Genomic DNA, 17,057 nt, shown 5'->3' on the forward strand with positions numbered 1-17,057 from the left:
CTGCGCGAGGCGAAAGCGCCGAGATGGGTGGACAAGCCGAAACGTCGGGACCATGTTCCCAGCATGAGTGATGAGGATTTTGGAAGAGAAGAATCTCGGTTCGGCGGCCGGATCCGGCGCTATGCCAAGGTTGGGACCTCTGTTGGGGGGCTGGCGGCGCAGGTCGTCGGCTCGCGCTATCTGGGCTTGAACCTCGACAGAGGCCAGCATTCCAACGAATTGAAACAGGCATTGGGTGGCCTAAAGGGCCCGCTCATGAAGGCCGCACAGATTCTGGCCACGATCCCGGACGCCTTGCCGCCGGAGTACGCCGAGGAACTGCGGCAACTGCAGTCCAACGCCCCGGCCATGGGTTGGCCCTTCGTCAAGCGTCGCATGCGGGCTGAACTCGGGCCGGGCTGGCAGAAAAAATTCAAGTCTTTCGGGCATGAAGCCGCCGCCGCTGCCTCTCTCGGGCAGGTGCACGAAGCCTTCGGGCTCGACGGCCAGCGGCTGGCCTGCAAGCTGCAGTATCCGGACATGCAGTCAGCGGTGGAAGCCGATCTGCAACAACTCAAGATTCTTTTTGGGATTTACCGCCGCTACGACCGGGCTATCGACCCATCGAATATCTTTGCCGAGCTTTCCGACAGGCTGCGTGAAGAACTTGATTATCACCGCGAGGCGCGGCAAATGGAGCTTTACCGCATCATGCTTGCGGAGGAAGACGGCGTTGAAGTGCCCGAGACGATCGGCGATCTGTCCGGCGAGCGCCTGCTGACCATGAACTGGCTCGAAGGTGCGCCGCTCATGGACTTCCTGGCCAAAACCGATGACGTCGAGCAACGCAACCAGGTCGCCATGAATATGTTCCGGGCCTGGTACGTGCCTTTCTACTACTATGGCGTGATCCACGGTGATCCGCATCTCGGAAACTATACGTTGCGCGACGACGGCACTGTAAACCTGCTCGATTTCGGCTGCATCCGGGTATTTAATCCACCGTTCGTGAAAGGGGTCATCGATCTCTATTACGCGTTGGAGCGGGATGACGAAGCGCTTGCGGTTCATGCGTACGAATCCTGGGGCTTCACCAAGATGACCAAGGAACTGCTGGATGCTCTGAACATCTGGGCGAAGTTCCTTTATGCGCCGCTGCTGGAAGATAAGCCGCAGCAGATCATGGAAGGCGAGGGCGGCATGTATGGCGCCCGCGTCGCCAACAAGGTGCATGCTGAACTGAAGCGGCTCGGCGGTGTCAAGCCGCCCCGGGAATTCGTGCTGATGGACCGGGCGGCTGTCGGGTTAGGTTCCGTTTTCATTCACCTGAAGGCGGAGATCAATTGGCACCGTCTGTTCCATGATATGATCGAGGGTTTCGATGTCGCTGATCTCGAACGGCGTCAGACGGAGTCGCTCAAAGCCGTCGGGCTTTCTCTTCCCTGAAAAAACTGATGTCTTGACTTGATTGAGCGCGGAGTTAGGTCCGCTGCGGGGCATACGCCCTTAGCGCGCGCCTTCTGCGTCCTATTGCGCCCCAGCATGGCTGCGCCAGTCCCTGTCCTTGCACTGTTCGGCGGCGCATCAGCTTTCACAAAAAATCCTTGATGACAGCGCCAAGTATTTTTGTGCGTACGTCAGAAAAACACTGTGAACCGTCGGGTTTCCGCCAAAAAACCTTGAACGAACCCGGCTGTACGTTCATTAAAGAGGGGAACTATAAGCTGGCGTCCGCCTGTACAAAGCCTCAACCAGCGTCTGGTCTCAGTCTTCGGCCGTCTCTCGGGCCTCTAGGGAAAGCAGAGCAGGAATTACATGAAAATCGCCATTCCAAAAGAGCGGCGCGCACACGAATCTCGTGTCGCCGCTTCCCCTGAAACAGTCAAGAAAATGATCGGTCTTGGTGCCGAGGTCGCCGTTGAAAAAGGCGCCGGTACCGGATCAAACTTTACGGATGATGCCTACAAGACCGCCGGGGCCACTGTTGGCACGGACGTCACCGCGGATGCCGATGTTGTTCTGAAGGTGCAACGCCCGATCGTCAGCGGCAAGGATGCGGAACTGACGTCCTACAAGTCGGGTGCCGTCGTGATGGCGATTTGCGACCCGTACAGAGCGGGCGATGATGTCTCGGCGATGGCCAAATCCGGTGCGACGGTTTTCGCCATGGACCTGGTGCCGCGGATTACCCGCGCCCAGTCGATGGACGTGCTCTCCAGCCAATCGAACCTGGCCGGTTACAAGGCGGTGCTTGATGCCTCGGCGGAATACGCCAGCGCTTTCCCCATGATGATGACGGCAGCCGGAACCGTGGCTCCGGCGAAGGTTCTGGTGATGGGCGCCGGTGTTGCAGGCCTGCAGGCGATCGCGACTGCGAAACGCCTTGGCGCAGTGGTTTCGGCGACGGACGTCCGCCCGGCTGCCAAAGAACAAGTGGAAAGCCTGGGCGGCACCTTTGTGGCCGTCGAGGACGAGGAGTTCAAGCAGGCCGAGACCGCCGGCGGTTACGCCAAGGAAATGAGTGACGACTACAAAAAGAAGCAGGCGGAACTCATTGCCGAGACGATCAAGAAGCAGGACATCGTCATCACGACCGCCCTGATTCCGGGCCGCCCGGCGCCGATGCTGGTTTCCGCCGACATGGTGAAATCCATGAAACCCGGGTCGGTGATCGTCGATCTGGCCGTCGAGAATGGCGGGAACTGCGAACTTGCGCAGGCCGGCAAGGTCGTGACCAAGCACGGCGTCAAGATTGTCGGTCATTACAATGTACCGAGCCGCGTGGCGGCAGATGCCAGTGCGCTTTACGCCCGCAATCTTTTCAATCTGTTGCAGTTGCTTGTCGATGGCGAGACCAAGGCCTTGGCGATCGACTGGGAAGACGAGATCGTCAAGGGCACCTGCATCACGCGGGACGGTAAGATCGTCCATCCGGGCTTGGCGCCCAAGGAAGACACGCCACCGAAGGAGGAAGCAGCAGTTCCAGACGCCGGCGATGATACGGCGGAAGGCAAGTCTTCTAATACCGAGTCTGGGCAAGAAGGTGAGTCCGGTTCACCCGATAAGGGGGAGGGGTAAGAGTCAGATGTCTAGCGAATCTTTTGTTGAGAAAGCGACGGAAGCGGCCAATCAGGCCCGCGAACTGTCGAATGAACTGATCGGCCTCGCGGGCGAAGCCAGCAGACTGAGCGCAGAATCTTCAGGCGCCGCGGGAGCGTCCCCAACGGTGATCGGCCTGACGGTTTTGGTTCTTGCGGTCTTCGTCGGTTATTACGTGGTCTGGCGGGTGACCCCGGCTCTCCATTCGCCCCTTATGGGCGTCACCAACGCGATTTCCTCCGTCATCATCGTTGGCGCCCTCATTGCTGCCGGCCCCGCCGGCTTCGGGTTTAGCGAAGTCATGGGCTTTTTGGCCGTGACCCTGGCGTCGGTGAACATCTTCGGCGGCTTCATCGTCACGCAGCGCATGCTGCAGATGTTCAAGAAGAAGAAATAAGGGGCGCCGGTAAATGCATCCAGATCTCGCAGCACTGCTGTATCTCGTCGCCTCCATCTGTTTCATCATGGCTCTGCGCGGCTTGTCGCATCCTGAAACCAGCCGGTCAGGCAATCTCTTCGGCATGGTCGGTATGGCCATTGCCATCATCACCACCCTGGCGATGCCGGGCGTCGTCAGCTATGGCCTGATCATTACCGGTATCGTCGTCGGCGGTGCCATCGGTACCGTGATTGCGCTCAAGATCAACATGACGGCGCTGCCGCAGCTTGTGGCGGCTTTCCATAGTCTGGTGGGTCTCGCCGCAGTCTTCGTTGCCGTCGCGGCTTTCTATAAGCCCCAAGCCTACGGTATCGGAACACCCGGAAATATCCATGTCGCTAGCCTGATCGAAATGTCGCTCGGTGTGGCGATCGGCGCCATCACCTTCACCGGCTCGCTGGTCGCCTTCGGCAAGCTGCAGGCGCTGATCAGCGGTAAGCCCCTGGTCTTTCCGTTCCAGCATCACCTGAACGCGGCGATCGGTATCGCGATCGTCGTTTTGATCGTGATGCTTTGCGTGGGACAGTCCAGCGCGGTTTTCTGGCTGATTATCATCCTGGCGCTGCTAGTGGGCTTCCTGCTGATCCTGCCGATCGGCGGGGCGGATATGCCGGTGGTCATCTCCATGCTCAACTCCTACTCCGGTTGGGCGGCCTGCGGCATCGGATTTACGCTGGGCAACAATCTTCTGATTGTGACCGGTGCATTGGTGGGCTCTTCCGGTGCGATCCTGAGTTACATCATGTGTAAAGGCATGAACCGCTCGATCTTTAACGTGATCCTGGGCGGTTTCGGTACCGACGGCAGCGCGCCGACGGGCGGGGCAGGCGGTGACGACGACCGTGTGGCCAAGTCCGGTTCCGCCGACGATGCGGCCTTCATGATGCAGAACTCCGGTTCCGTCATCATCGTCCCGGGCTACGGTATGGCTGTCGCCCAGGCACAGCACGCCCTGCGGGAAATGGCTGACATTCTTAAAGGCGGCGGTGTGGATGTTCGTTATGCGATCCACCCGGTGGCGGGCCGTATGCCCGGCCACATGAACGTCCTGCTGGCTGAAGCCAACGTGCCTTATGACGAGGTGCTGGAGATGGAAGAGATCAACCGCGATTTCAAGTCGACGGACGTGGTTTTCGTCATCGGCGCCAACGACATCACCAACCCGGCGGCCAAAACGGATCCTGCGTCGCCGATCTACGGTATGCCGATCCTGGAAGTCGATCAGGCCAAAACCGTGCTCTTCATCAAGCGCTCCATGGCAACCGGTTACGCCGGTGTCCAGAACGAGCTCTTCTTCCGCGACAACACGCTGATGCTGTTCGGCGATGCGAAGAAGATGTGCGAGGATATCGTCAAAGCGATGGAGTAGCGCTGTACGTCTGAGACTTTGACTGTCTCAAAACGCAAAGCGGCGGAGCTCAGGCTCCGCCGCTTTTTTGTTCAAGGCTCATTGGCCGGCTCAGGCTACCTCCGAAACATCAATGAGATCGTCTCGCTGATCGTTTGGTCTTGGGATGCCAACCTTCCTCGCAAGTCCCAGTCTTTGAAGCCCTTGGATCACACGCCAGGCGGCATCGGTCTGGCCTTTTTCAAGACCAATCCGCGCCGACTCAGGAAAGGCATGGTGGTTGTTGTGCCAGCATTCACCGTGAGACAGGACGCCCAGCAGTGGGAGGTTGGACGCCTGCACGGCGGCGCCCTCGACCTGCCAGCGTCCCGGGCCCGGATTGTGGCAGAAATAGGTGATTGTCCAATGGCCAACGGTACTGACGGCGACGCGGATGCAGATGCCCCAAACGACCCAGGAGAGCCCTCCTGCATAGTAGAGTGGCAAGGCGAGCAGGAGTTGATGCAGTCGCCATGTCCGCTCCATGAAGCGGATCCAGGGGTCGTCGGCAAGACCCGGTTCTATCGTCACCTTTGGCGGCAGCTCGAACTCGAAGCGGTAGAAGAGCTGCCATGTCAGATCACGGCAAAACCCGCGCCGGTGCGAAAAGAAGTCGTGACAGCCCTTTTGGCGCTGGGCCCAGTCGCGCAGGTCGTGAATTTTGATAATGCCGCAAGGCCCGGCCACTCCCACCAGCAGCCCGGCATATATGAGGCTCCGTTCCAGCCATTTTGGGCAGGCAAAGCTTCTGTGGATCATCATGCGGTGCATGCCGACGCTGTGACCGATGAGCATCGTCGTGTAGGTCAGCAGAAGAAACACCAGAAAGGCGTCCCAGGAGAAGAGGAAAGGGCCCAGGATGAGACCGATGGAGAGCATTCCGCCGGTCCAAAGGACCTTTGCCCGGTCCAAAACCACTCGACCCTTGAGCGCGCAGGCTTCCGTGCCATCGATGCGCAAAACCGGCTGCATCATGCTCTTGCGCCGTCTGCGCAAGGCTGACGCCGTGCATGTGGAGGGAAACAAATCTGGCGGAATTGGCGCGGGTCAGAGTGATAAAGACGAGGGGTTTGCATACCTCATCTTTCCCGAAACCCGGGCACAAGAAAAGGGCCGCTGAAAAGGCATTTGCCTACGGCCCTCGTTTCTCGTCGCCCCTGATGTTCCGCAGTCCGCTCCGTTGCCCGAGCGCGCTTGCGGAACTCCAAGTCCAGGCTAGAAGCCTTCGCGTTCGATCCGCTTGCGGAGAAGCTTCCGGTGGCGGCGAACCGCCTCAGCGCGCTCCCGCTTTTTGCGTGCGGAAGGTTTCTCGAAGTGGCGGCGCAACTTCATCTCACGGAAAACACCCTCGCGCTGCAGCTTCTTCTTCAGCGCGCGGAGGGCCTGATCAACGTTATTATCGCGGACGTGTACTTGCACGGGCGACCATGCTCCTTTCACTGCGACGGATCGCTTTGATCCATCGGCTCATCCTAACGGTCATGTCAGGGTTAAGAACAAACAATCCCACTCGCTATGGCGATACCGTAGCGTGGTGTGGAGGGTGGTATCATACGGAAAAGGCCATGTGAAGGACGATTTGCAAGAATCTGGCGCTTTTTGCCGCAGTAAGCCAAAAAAAGGCCGCGAAGCCTTCTGGGCGGCTTTACCCCCGAAGTGCGCGAAGCCATATTGGTCCCATGACTTTGCTGAAAATCGCCCGCATGGGGCATCCCGTCTTGAAGCAGCGCGCGGCCGAGGTCGAAGACCCGACAGCCCCGGAAATCCGCCGTTTAGTGGCCGATATGATTGAGACCATGCGGGATGCCAATGGCACCGGCCTTGCGGCGCCGCAGGTCCATATGCCGCTCAGGGTGGTGGTGTTCTTTGTGAACGAAGGGCGGGCAGCCAGGGAAAATGCACGGGAAAACACGGGCGATGACCAGGGTTCCGACGATATTGAGGCAGACTCGGGAAGCGGTGGTGTGCCGCTCACGGTTCTTATCAACCCCGAGTTGGAGTTTTTAACGGAAGAGCAGTCCCTGGGCTGGGAGGGCTGTCTTTCCGTTCCGGGCCTGGCCGGGCAGGTCCCGCGTTACACGGCGCTGCGGTACAGCGCTCTCGACCTCGAGGGTCAGCCTTTCGAACGAGTCGCGAAGGGTTTTCATGCCCGGGTCGTACAGCATGAATGCGATCATCTGGATGGGGTTCTCTATCCTCAGCGCATGACAGACCTCTCGAGCCTGACCTTCACCAGCGAAATCGGGGCTGCGGCCGAGGCCTCCGGGGATGGCGGAAGCGCCGATTAGGGTAATTGGAAGCCGGCAGATGAAATGCTGAGCGAAAAGGCCAAGGAAGAAGGATTTTAGTAATGACCACGGATAAAGCCCGCATTGAGCTGCTGGAAGCGACACTGCCGCATATCGCGTTTGACGGTTGGAGCCTCAAGTCGATCCAGGCCGGCGCGCGAGATCTCGGGCTTGAACCCTTTGATGTTCAAAATCTCTTTCCTGGCGGCGTTGCCGACCTCATTGAAGCCTTTAGCGCGCACATAGACCAACAAATGATGGTTGGCCTCGAGGCGAGGGATCTCCCTGAGATGAAGGTTCGTGAACGGATCGCGAGCGCCGTTCGCTTGCGCCTGGAACTCCTGGAGCCGCATCGTGAGGGAATCCGGCGTGGTCTGACCTATCTCGCCATGCCCCAAAATGCCCAGCTCGGTCTGACATGTCTCTACCGGACTGTCGATGCCATGTGGTTCGCAGCGGGCGACCGTGCCACAGACTATAATTTCTACAGCAAGCGGCTCCTGTTGGCGGGCGTCTACTCCTCAACGCTCTTGTTCTGGCTGAACGACCGTTCCGAGGGTTACAGCGACACCTGGGCTTTCCTCGAGCGGCGGATCAGTGAGGTGCTGAAGGTCGGAGGACGCTTCGGTAAGGTGATGAGCGGGGCTCTAAGCCTGCCCGAAAAGCTGTTGGACCGTGGAAAACGGCTCGGCCAGGGCGGTGGATTGAGGGCGCGCGGATTCGGTGCCCGGCGCATGGGTGGCGGCGCGCGGCCAGGCAGTTGATTGCTTTCATTGGGCTCCCGTCGTGAGCCTGGACATCCAGTTCAGGCACGGGGAGACCGCAAAAGTTTTCCGGAGGCTAGTATCCCGAATCTGAAATTCACTTCATTGAATTTCAGATTGAACGGGACACTACCTCATTGAATCTAGTGTGATTCAGTCTCTAAAATTCACCGCATATTATGCGGCGAACTTCAGAAACATCACACTAGGCTTTCGGCAACAGCCTGTTCACATGGCCCATCTTGCGGCCGGGGCGGGCTTCGGCCTTGCCGTAGAGGTGAAGTTTGGCGCCGGGATCCGACAGGATCGCCTTCCAGTCCGCTGCGTCGTCTCCAATCAGGTTTTTCATGACGGCGTTGGAGTGGCGCTCGGGCGAGCCAAGCGGCAAACCCGCGACGGCGCGCATGAATTGCTCGAACTGAGAGGTCACGCAGGCGTCCATGGTCCAATGACCTGAGTTGTGTGGCCGGGGTGCCATCTCGTTCACCAGGATCTGGTCGTCGCTGGTGACAAACATCTCGATGGCCAGCATACCCTGAAGATCCATGGCGTCCGCCAGGCGGCGCGCGATGGTTTCGGCTCTCTCAGCAAGCTCGCTGGTGATTCCGGCCGGCGCATGGGTTTCATCGAGAATGTGGTTCTTGTGGCGGTTCTCGACAGGAACATAGCATTCGCAGGACTGATCCCCGCCGCGGGCGATGATGACCGAGATTTCCATCCGGAAGTCGACGACGGCCTCCAGGACCGCGGCCAGCGTTTGCTTTCCCCCGGACATACTTTCCCAGGCGGCGGCGATATCATCGCCTGGGGAGATAAAGACCTGACCCTTGCCGTCGTATCCGAATTCCGCCGTTTTCAGGATCGCGGGGAGACCAAATTCGCCGATCACTTGAGACAGTGTCTCAGCATTCTGCACCGGAGCGTAGCGGGTCGTGGGTACGTCGATGGAATTGCAGAACTCCTTTTCCCGCAGGCGGTTCTGACAGATGTGCAGCACATTCGGACCAGGCCGGACCGGACAACGCTTGGCAAGGAATTCAGCGGTTTCAGAGGGGACGTTTTCAAATTCGTAGGTCACGACCTCGACGGAAGCCGCAAAATCCTCGAGCGCGGACCAGTCGTCGTAGTCCGCCACTGTGTTCAAAGAGGTCACCTGTGACGCAGGGCCGTATGTTTCAGGGCTGAAAACGTGAACTTTATAGCCCAGCGCGGCGGCCGAGAGCGCCACCATCCGGCCAAGCTGACCGCCGCCAAGCATCCCAATCGTTGCGCCCGGCGGCAGGGGGAGGTTTGGACTGTCACTCATAATCTTACCTCAGGGGCTTGCCGCACGGCAGAGCATTGGTCGCTGGTTGTTGTATCGATAACAAGTGTGATCAGATGATCGATCACGCGAATAAAGCCTTTGTGCGTCAGCCTTCGTCGCGCGGGCTCTCTGCGACGGCGTCGCTTTGCTGTTGCCGCCAGGCGTCGAGCGCGGCGGCAATATCAGGGGCATTCAGTGCAAGGATCGATGCTGCGAGCAAGCCTGCGTTCGTGGCACCGGCTTTACCGATTGCCAGGGTACCGACCGGAATGCCGCCCGGCATCTGGACGATCGAGAGCAGGCTGTCCTGGCCGCTGAGGGCTTTGCTCTCGACGGGAACACCCAGGACCGGCAGCGCTGTCATGGAAGCAACCATTCCGGGAAGGTGTGCGGCGCCGCCTGCACCTGCGATAATTACCTTCAAACCGCGTTCGCGCGCCGTGCGGGCGTAATCGATCATGCGCTCCGGTGTCCGGTGAGCCGATACGATCCGCTTTTCAAAAGGAATCTCGAGGACCTCGAGAACCTTTGCGGCATGGGCCATCGTCGGCCAATCAGATTGGCTTCCCATAATGATGCCGACGTGCGGTTGTGTGTCCGAATTCATTTGTTTGCCAATTATTTTTGCCTAAAAGAGGCCGCATTATTGTTACAAGGTCGCAGTGACGCAAGCGCGGTGAGATTACGGCGTAAACGTCACTGAGCCGAGGTTCTGTTGAGGCTTAAGGGTTAAAGGAAATCGATAGCGCAACGCGCGGAATTTTCAGTTTTTTCGGCGGCTTTACCACTCGATATTAACTTTCGTGATAGATTAATTGTGTATTGAGAGGACCGGAACAAAGATCCGGCCGTTCAAAGTAAAAGGCGACTATGAAAGTCAGAAACAACACGTCCTCCTCTTACGTGCCTGGTGCGTCCGCTATTTCGGGCGCGTCTCCGGCCGTAAAGACCGAGGCGATGGCGCAGACACGCCGGGCGGCAGATCAACCGATCGACGTGACGACGATCATGGGCATTCCGGAATCGGAACTGACGCCAAAGGTTAAAGCTGCGTTTGAGAAGCTTCTGACGGAAGTCGTGAACATGCGCCAGGAGCTTGAGCGGGCGCAAAAGCGGATCGGTTATCTGGAAGAACTGGCGGACCAGGATAGCCTGGCGCCAGTGCTCAATCGGCGGGCTTTTGTTCGCGAGCTTGGCCGGATGATGTCCTTCGCCGAGCGCTATGGATCTCCCGGCAGCGTTCTGTTTTTCGACGTGAACGGCATGAAACAGGTTAACGACAGCCATGGTCACGGCGCCGGCGATGCCGCATTGAAGCACATTGCATCCAGTCTTCTGGAAAACGTCAGATCCTCGGACATCGTCGGCCGCTTGGGTGGCGACGAGTTCGGCGTGGTCCTGGCCCAGGCCACGACGGAAATTGCCATGGAGAAGGCGGCCCATCTGGCAAAGGATGTTCAGGATGAGCCCGTGATCTGGGAAGGCATCGAGCTGGATATCTCGGTTTCCTACGGCGTGCACACCTTCGCGGGCGAGGAACAGATAGACGACGCGCTGAACGCCGCGGACAGAGCTATGTACGAGCAAAAGCGCAGCACCGCGGGACAGCAGGGTTAAAGCTGTTGCTGCAGGAAGATGCTGGTCGTCTTTTCCGATACTTGAATTTTTCGTCCGGCCGCCCCGTACAGTCGTCAATCCACATGCGGCCTCTGGCCGATTCTGTTCACAAGGGGAGAGGCGCTGAAGGGGACCGGGCCGAAGATCAGGCGATGATATCGGGAAGCAGTTCACTCTCGAGTTTCAGGATCAAATCCTTCAGCATCAGCTTGCGCTTTTTCATGCGCTGGAGCTGGAGCTGATCAAAGGGCGCCTGTTCGTGGATTCTTGCGATGACATCGTCGAGGTCGCGATGCTCTTCCAGAAGCTGTGAAAGCTGCTGCCTCATTTTCTCTCGATTAGTGTCTTCCATGAGTGTCACGAGTGGTAAAACGCCCAAAAATAATAACCCGACATTGGGCCTTACGGACAGAGTTTAGCACAGGAATTGTCCAAATTTGCATCAGACTTCGCGCTTTCCCGGTGGATTTTTGCCGTGCCGTTTGCGTTAGTGATGATTTTACGCGAGAATCGGATAGCTAAGCCTTTGAAATAGCCAGAGTCATCGGTTGAAATGAAGCGAATTGCTGTTCTAACCAGCGGAGGAGACTGTGCGGGTCTCAATGCGGTTGTGCGGGCTGTGACCCAGCGGGCGGTTGCAGGATACGGTTGGGAAGTCTTCGGAATCCGGCAAGGAACCGCAGGTCTCCTCGCGCGGCCCATCGATGCGGAAAAGCTGGAAATCAGCCGTTTCGAGGGTGATTTGCTCCGGCGCGGGGGAACTTTCCTGGGCACCACGAACAGTGGAAATCCCTTCGATTATCCGACGCAAGATGGTGGCCGAATCGACCGGTCTGAGGAGATTATCGCGGCGTATCGCGAGCTCGAACTGGATGCCCTGATCGGAATTGGTGGTGATGGCAGCATGGCCATCCTGCGACGTCTGGCCCAACAAGGCGGATTAAACCTGGTCGGAATCCCAAAGACGATCGATAACGACCTGGGTCATACAGAGGTTTCGGTCGGCTACGATACCGCTGTGCGGGTGGCGACCGATGCCCTTGATAATCTGCAGCCGACTGCCGCCAGCCACTCCAGAGTCATGATCTTGGAGGTAATGGGACGGGATGCCGGCCACATTGCCTTGAGCGCCGGAATTGCCGGTGGCGCGGACGTCATCCTCATTCCCGAGATCGGCTATCAGATCGAGAGCGTCGCGCGCAAGATCGCAGCACTGAGAGTTGCCGGACGCAATTTTGCGCTCGTGGTCGTTGCAGAAGCGGTCACCACTGAAAGCGGCGAGGCGGTGACGCAGTACCAACCCGGCGGCGCTAAAAACTATGGCGGAGTCGGCCACTACATTGCCGGGCGGATCGCGGAGGCGACGGGTGCCGAAACCCGGGTGACGGTCCTGGGGCACGTTCAACGCGGCGGTTCGCCAACGGCTACCGACCGGCTCATGGGAACGGCTTTCGGCGTACATGCTGTCGATCTGATCGAAGAAGGTAAATTCGACCACATGGTGGCCTGGTCCGAGCGTGAGGTGACCGCCATTCCCATCTCCGAGGCAATAGCGGGATACAACGCGGTCGATCCGCAGGGCAGCCTGGTGAAGACCGCCAGGGGGGTGGGGATCTGCTTTGGCGACACCTAAGTCAAAAAGAGAGGCGGCTCAGACGGTTGTTGAGCCGCGGGAAACCGAGAGCGGTGACGGCAAGCGCGCAGGACGCGCCGAAGAGAACCCCTTCTGGGTCTTTTCTCTTGCGGTTTACGGACGAGACGGCACCGCGCCTGCCTGTCTGGCGCTTCAGGATTCGAAAGGCCTGGATGTTAATCTGCTGCTGTTCTGCTGTTGGGCAGGTGCAGCCGGCCGTCCACTCAAACCGGCTGAACTGGAAGACTTGATTGCAGCGGTGAAACCCTGGCGGACGGAGATCATCGAGCCCCTGCGCAGCCTGAGGCGGATGCTCGGGATGCATGGTGCATTCGAAGGAGCCAGTGACACCCTGCTCAATCAGCTCAAATCGGCGGAGCTGGAGTCCGAGGCCGTACAGCAGCGCATGCTTCATGAATGCCTGCCGTTGGAACCCGGTGAAGCGTCAGTGAAGATCGCCGCCGAAAATCTCAAGACTTATGTCAAACTGCTCAGTGTGGATTGCGACTCAGCCGTCACAGCCGATCTCGCGGCGGTCCTGCGGGGCGCTTTTCCTTCTCTCGCGCCCCTGGAAGCCGTCTGGACCCTGGTCTGACGGAATAGTCTAACTGCGTTTTCGGCGTTTCGGCGCCCGAATTGCGGCGGTGCCGTCCGGGGCATCTTCGCCCCAGCGTTTGATCTTTCCGCTGTCGATGTTGAAGAGGTCCAACACCCGCCCGACGGAATGCTCGACGATGTCATCAACGCTTTGCGGATTGGTGTAGAAAGCCGGGACCGGTGGGGCAACAACAGCGCCCATTTCGGAGAGCGCCACGAGGTTCCTGAGATGTCCGGTGTGGAGCGGCGTTTCGCGCAGCATCAACACCAGGCGCCGCCGCTCCTTGAGCGCCACGTCCGCGGCCCGGGTCAAGAGGGTGGAGGTGACCCCGCTCGCGATTTCCGACATGGAACGGATCGAGCAGGGCGCGATCACCATCCCTAAGGTTTTGAAGGAGCCGCTTGAGATGGATGCACCGATATCCGCGACCGGGTGGAAGACATCCGCGAGGGCTTGAACCTGCGCGACCTTCAAATCCGTTTCGTAGGCCAGCGTGATTTCAGCCGACTTGCTCATCACGAGATGGGTCTCGATCGGGAGAGACTTCAGGCATTCCAAAAGGCGTATGCCGTAGATCACGCCACTGGCGCCGCTGATCCCGATAATGAGGCGGTCCGGATGCGTCATTTGGTCTCTCGATTCTTCTTGTTTCTCATGCCGGATTTACCCTTGCGGCTTTGCATTCTGGCTCAGGGAGGTTTAGCATAGCTGTACATCGTAAATTAGGAGATTACGTATGCCAGCGTCTGAACGGATTGTATCTCTTCAAGGTAAGCATGCTTCTCTGGATCGGGAAATTGTCGAAGAAAACCAAAGGCCTCACCCCGACGATACCCGCCTTCACGAACTTAAACGCGAAAAGCTCAGGATCAAGGACGAAATCAACGATATGATGACGCATCCGCACTGACGCCGGATTCGGAACAAGTTGATTGCGTCGCGTCGGGTTCAGCGACTTTAGCCCCGGCCTTCCGCTATGGTTCAAAACGCAGGTTTTTTTGGAGAGCACGCCAAAGGGCGTTTCTCTATAGCTGTTGCACAGCCTGCCGTCTTTTTCATATCTGGTTGATTGCGCCCGGCAGAAATTCAAGGCTGCGCGCGCAAGCGCGACCGCTTTACAGCCGGTGAATTGCTCAGACCGCCGTCACGGCCCTGGTCGCCTTGGCGACGCCACAGGGCTTGCCCAAGCGTCATCCTGGAAAGATACTGCGCATTCTGTTCGAGAGCTCAGATCAAATTTAGATGGAATCGCCGCAGGCGATGAATCGTCCTCGCGTATCTGAACTGACTGTAAAAGCTAGGCCGGATCACGTTTTTGAGCGTGAGTGACAAGGCTGACTTGGCCTTTGCGACCATTGACGCTCTTGCCGTCGCTGATGAATTTTCCGGGCCGCCGAAACGGCTCGGTTATCCGAAGGGTTGGAACTATGCGTTTAAAAGACAAGGTGGCCATCGTCACCGGTGCCGCTGCCGGAATTGGCCTCGCCTGTGCCCAGCGCCTTGCATCCGAAGGGGCCAAGGTGGTGTTGTCCGATGTCTCCGTTGAAAAAGGCGAACAGGCCGCTGAGGCGCTCCAGGAGACCGGCGCCGATGCCATCTTTATCGCCTGCGACGTTGGCGACAAGGCTCAGGTAGAGGCCTTGATTGCAGGTAGCGTCGCTGCTTTCGGTCGCCTGGATTGCGTCGTCGCTAACGCCGGCATCGTACACGCCTGTGACTTCCTGGAGCTGGAGGAAGAAGACTTCGACCGGGTTCTGCGGGTGAACCTCAAAGGCGTTTTCCTGACCGGGCAAGCCGCCGCGCGCCAGATGGTGGCCCAAGGGGGCGGGGGCACCATTATCAATATGTCGTCGGTGAATGCCGTCATGGCGATTCCGAGCATCACGCCCTACGTGGTTGCCAAAGGCGGCGTGAACCAACTGACCAAGACCATGTCGATCTCACTTGCGGACAAAGGTATCCGGGTGAACGGCATCGGTCCCGGTTCCATCATGACCGATGTCTTAAAAGCGGTCGCCGACAACAAGGAAGCCATGAGCAAGATCATGATGCGGACGCCCCTGGGACGGGTCGGCGAGCCGGAGGAGATCGCCAAGGTCGCTGTTTTCCTCGCCAGCGATGATTCAAGCTACGTCACCGGTCAAACGATCTACGCCGATGGCGGACGCCTGGCACTGAACTACACCATGCCGGCTCCGGAATAAGAGGCGTGGCGGCGCGCGGCTTCTACCAGGAGCGGTCGCGGCCCAGCATTTCCGCCTGGACGGATTGAAAGAGCTCCAGTTCGTCCAGGTTGATGTAGTCGATGCCGAGTTCGATCATCCGCTGGAAGTCGGCGCAGGAATCGCCTTCGTAGTAGACCATGATCTCCATACCCAGGTCGTGGGTGCGGTCAACCAGATCCCGCGACAGGGCATCCATTTGAGTTTCGTAGATCGATGCGTGGTGGTTGCGCTGTGCTTCCGCCGGGTCGTCGGTCACCGACCAGTTCACCATTTTCCGGAGTTCCGGCGCAGCATCTTGGATAGCAGCCCGCATCTCCGGATCGAAAGAAAAGGTGAAACACTGCTCGGTGACGTCCAGGCGCTTCAGAAGGGCCGCCACAGCTTCGCAATCAGCGTGTTTTATCTCGACGTAAAACCCGGCACGCTTTTTGAAGGCATTGAGGTAATGCTCGAGGCGCGGAACCTCTTCGCCGGCAAAGACAAGATCAAAGCCGATCCCGGCGTCGAGGTTGTCGACTTCAAATGACGTCATGTCGGCGATCGGGCCAAAGGCGTCCGTGGTTCGGTCGACCAGTTTGTCGTGCATGACGTAAAGCACGCCATCGGCACTTTGCCGGACATCCAGCTCGATAATGTCGCCACCCAGCGCGAGCGCCGCCTGAGCCGCTGCGAAGGTGTTCTCGGGCGCCACTTTATTGGCACCGCGGTGGCAGACCGTTTTGACTGGTTTCATGAAAACTGCCGGGACCTGTCTCTGCGGGAAGTCATCGCTTCAGGCATAGGGTTTTTTTGAGCCTGGAGCAACTGCGCCGCGTGCAGCCCTGCAATGCAAGGTTCCGCTCTCGGGACGAGCCGGCTTCAATTACCGCTTTATAAAATTGCGCGGGCATAAAAAACACCCCGGCCAAGACTCTGTCCGGAGTGTTTTTCTTATAGCTCCGCTGTTTTGTCGCTGGTCAGCAGAAACCTTAGAGCGGATCAGTCGTTGCTAAGACCAAAGCCTGCCAGCGGAGAGGGTGCCTCTTCCTCGAACTGCGGCGCGGGAATGGCGATGCCGGCCTTTTCTGCGGCTTTGCGAGCTTTTTCGACCGCGGCATTCAGATCTACCTGACTGCAGAGTCCGAGCAACACAGGATCCCGGGGACGGATGTTGGCCATGTTCCAGTGTGAACGGTCGCGGATGGACTGAATAGTTGTCTTGGTGGTGCCGATCAGCTTGGAAATCTGGGAATCCTTGAGTTCCGGATGATGGCGCAGAACCCAGGCGATCCCATCGGGCTTATCGTGACGCTTGGCAACCGGCGTATAGCGCGGGCCCTTGGTGCGTTTGGAGGGCTGAGGCAGGTCGAGTTTCAGGAGCTTCAGCCGGGCGGTCGGATCGGCCTGGCAGCGGTCGATTTCAGCCTGGGTCAACTGGCTGTTGGCAATCGGGTCGATGCCCTGGATGCCAACGGCAACCTCATCGTCTGCGATGCCCTGAACTTCCAGGCGATGCAAACCGCAGAATTCGGCAATCTGCTCGAATTCGAGAGAGGTGTTTTCGACCAACCAGACGGCGGTCGCTTTTGGCATAAGTGGCTGAGACATTTTCTCTCCTCGTCTGCCCGGATCGTGGCTCTCCTGAACCGTCAACCAGGGCTGCGCGTGTTTGGGTCGTCCGCCGTCGCGCCACAAATGCGGCTGCGCGCGGATCGGAAACTGTGGGATACCCTGAATATAGGC

Annotated in this window: 19 protein-coding genes; 11 read left to right on the plus strand and 8 right to left on the minus strand. The window is 58.6% G+C overall.

The window, feature by feature from the left end:
* Nucleotides 1-63: 63 nt before the first annotated feature.
* The 4 genes from FKG95_RS05430 to FKG95_RS05445 all read left to right on the plus strand — a co-directional run bounded on the left by FKG95_RS05430 (nucleotide 64) and on the right by FKG95_RS05445 (nucleotide 4,886).
* Nucleotides 64-1,425, plus strand: coding sequence for an ABC1 kinase family protein (locus tag FKG95_RS05430; protein ID WP_142895322.1), 1,362 nt, complete (start codon nucleotides 64-66; stop codon nucleotides 1,423-1,425).
* A 369-nt stretch (nucleotides 1,426-1,794) separates the two neighbouring features.
* Nucleotides 1,795-3,057, plus strand: coding sequence for a Re/Si-specific NAD(P)(+) transhydrogenase subunit alpha (locus FKG95_RS05435; protein WP_142895323.1), 1,263 nt, complete (start codon nucleotides 1,795-1,797; stop codon nucleotides 3,055-3,057).
* Nucleotides 3,058-3,064: 7 nt separating this feature from the next.
* Nucleotides 3,065-3,475 (plus strand): NAD(P) transhydrogenase subunit alpha part 2, encoded by a 411-nt coding sequence (locus tag FKG95_RS05440; protein WP_142895324.1) that lies wholly within the window; start codon nucleotides 3,065-3,067, stop codon nucleotides 3,473-3,475.
* A gap of 13 nt (nucleotides 3,476-3,488) precedes the next feature.
* Nucleotides 3,489-4,886 carry an NAD(P)(+) transhydrogenase (Re/Si-specific) subunit beta gene (locus FKG95_RS05445; RefSeq protein WP_142895325.1) on the plus strand — a complete coding sequence of 466 codons (1,398 nt, stop codon included), beginning with the start codon at nucleotides 3,489-3,491 and terminating at the stop codon, nucleotides 4,884-4,886.
* A gap of 90 nt (nucleotides 4,887-4,976) precedes the next feature.
* Here FKG95_RS05445 and FKG95_RS05450 read toward each other — a convergent pair whose 3' ends face one another.
* Both FKG95_RS05450 and rpsU read right to left on the minus strand, forming a co-directional pair.
* A complete protein-coding gene (locus FKG95_RS05450) occupies nucleotides 4,977-5,879 on the minus strand; it encodes an acyl-CoA desaturase (protein WP_142895326.1) in 903 nt (300 codons plus the stop codon).
* Between the two features lie 240 nt (nucleotides 5,880-6,119).
* A complete protein-coding gene (gene rpsU, locus FKG95_RS05455) occupies nucleotides 6,120-6,323 on the minus strand; it encodes a 30S ribosomal protein S21 (RefSeq protein ID WP_142895327.1) in 204 nt (67 codons plus the stop codon).
* A gap of 260 nt (nucleotides 6,324-6,583) precedes the next feature.
* Between rpsU and FKG95_RS05460 the strand changes: the two genes are divergently transcribed.
* Entirely contained in the window at nucleotides 6,584-7,192 is a 609-nt protein-coding gene (locus tag FKG95_RS05460; protein WP_142895328.1) for a peptide deformylase, read from the plus strand.
* 62 nt (nucleotides 7,193-7,254) lie between these two features.
* The gene (locus FKG95_RS05465; protein ID WP_142895329.1) at nucleotides 7,255-7,956 is read left to right on the plus strand and encodes a COQ9 family protein; all 702 of its coding nucleotides are present in this window, start codon (nucleotides 7,255-7,257) and stop codon (nucleotides 7,954-7,956) included.
* Between the two features lie 205 nt (nucleotides 7,957-8,161).
* Here the strand turns inward: FKG95_RS05465 and FKG95_RS05470 are convergent, their stop codons facing one another.
* Together FKG95_RS05470 and purE are read right to left on the minus strand one after the other, a co-directional pair.
* Nucleotides 8,162-9,262, minus strand: a complete 1,101-nt coding sequence (locus FKG95_RS05470) for a 5-(carboxyamino)imidazole ribonucleotide synthase (RefSeq protein WP_142895330.1) — start codon at nucleotides 9,260-9,262, stop codon at nucleotides 8,162-8,164.
* Between the two features lie 106 nt (nucleotides 9,263-9,368).
* Entirely contained in the window at nucleotides 9,369-9,869 is a 501-nt protein-coding gene (purE, locus tag FKG95_RS05475) for a 5-(carboxyamino)imidazole ribonucleotide mutase (RefSeq protein ID WP_142895331.1), read from the minus strand.
* 263 nt (nucleotides 9,870-10,132) lie between these two features.
* On the opposite strand from purE, the gene FKG95_RS05480 reads away from it, so the two are divergent.
* On the plus strand, nucleotides 10,133-10,879 hold the full coding sequence (locus FKG95_RS05480) for a GGDEF domain-containing protein (protein WP_142895332.1): 747 nt from the start codon (nucleotides 10,133-10,135) through the stop codon (nucleotides 10,877-10,879).
* 145 nt (nucleotides 10,880-11,024) lie between these two features.
* Here the strand turns inward: FKG95_RS05480 and FKG95_RS05485 are convergent, their stop codons facing one another.
* On the minus strand, nucleotides 11,025-11,207 hold the full coding sequence (locus tag FKG95_RS05485) for a YdcH family protein (protein WP_246116697.1): 183 nt from the start codon (nucleotides 11,205-11,207) through the stop codon (nucleotides 11,025-11,027).
* Between the two features lie 225 nt (nucleotides 11,208-11,432).
* Between FKG95_RS05485 and FKG95_RS05490 the strand changes: the two genes are divergently transcribed.
* Nucleotides 11,433-12,512, plus strand: a complete 1,080-nt coding sequence (locus FKG95_RS05490) for an ATP-dependent 6-phosphofructokinase (RefSeq protein ID WP_142895334.1) — start codon at nucleotides 11,433-11,435, stop codon at nucleotides 12,510-12,512.
* Nucleotides 12,499-13,107: a TIGR02444 family protein gene (locus FKG95_RS05495; RefSeq protein ID WP_142895335.1), complete on the plus strand. Its 609-nt coding sequence runs from the start codon at nucleotides 12,499-12,501 to the stop codon at nucleotides 13,105-13,107. Before FKG95_RS05490 ends, FKG95_RS05495 begins: the two co-directional genes overlap by 14 nt.
* Nucleotides 13,108-13,116: 9 nt before the next feature.
* Here the strand turns inward: FKG95_RS05495 and FKG95_RS05500 are convergent, their stop codons facing one another.
* On the minus strand, nucleotides 13,117-13,737 hold the full coding sequence (locus FKG95_RS05500; protein ID WP_142895336.1) for a UbiX family flavin prenyltransferase: 621 nt from the start codon (nucleotides 13,735-13,737) through the stop codon (nucleotides 13,117-13,119).
* Nucleotides 13,738-13,846: 109 nt separating this feature from the next.
* Here FKG95_RS05500 and FKG95_RS05505 point away from each other — a divergent pair, with 109 nt between their 5' ends.
* Both FKG95_RS05505 and FKG95_RS05510 read left to right on the plus strand, forming a co-directional pair.
* A complete protein-coding gene (locus FKG95_RS05505; protein WP_142895337.1) occupies nucleotides 13,847-14,020 on the plus strand; it encodes a YdcH family protein in 174 nt (57 codons plus the stop codon).
* A gap of 517 nt (nucleotides 14,021-14,537) precedes the next feature.
* On the plus strand, nucleotides 14,538-15,314 hold the full coding sequence (locus FKG95_RS05510; protein ID WP_142895338.1) for an SDR family NAD(P)-dependent oxidoreductase: 777 nt from the start codon (nucleotides 14,538-14,540) through the stop codon (nucleotides 15,312-15,314).
* A gap of 22 nt (nucleotides 15,315-15,336) precedes the next feature.
* On the opposite strand, the gene FKG95_RS05515 is transcribed toward FKG95_RS05510, so the two are convergent.
* Together FKG95_RS05515 and FKG95_RS05520 are read right to left on the minus strand one after the other, a co-directional pair.
* The gene (locus FKG95_RS05515) at nucleotides 15,337-16,068 is read right to left on the minus strand and encodes a glycerophosphodiester phosphodiesterase (protein WP_142895339.1); all 732 of its coding nucleotides are present in this window, start codon (nucleotides 16,066-16,068) and stop codon (nucleotides 15,337-15,339) included.
* A gap of 245 nt (nucleotides 16,069-16,313) precedes the next feature.
* The gene (locus tag FKG95_RS05520; protein WP_142895340.1) at nucleotides 16,314-16,922 is read right to left on the minus strand and encodes a DUF1013 domain-containing protein; all 609 of its coding nucleotides are present in this window, start codon (nucleotides 16,920-16,922) and stop codon (nucleotides 16,314-16,316) included.
* Between the last annotated feature and the right edge of the window lie 135 nt (nucleotides 16,923-17,057).

Origin of the sequence: Denitrobaculum tricleocarpae, assembly GCF_007004665.1 — a bacterium.
Taxonomy (GTDB): Bacteria; Pseudomonadota; Alphaproteobacteria; order Kiloniellales; family Kiloniellaceae; genus Denitrobaculum; species Denitrobaculum tricleocarpae.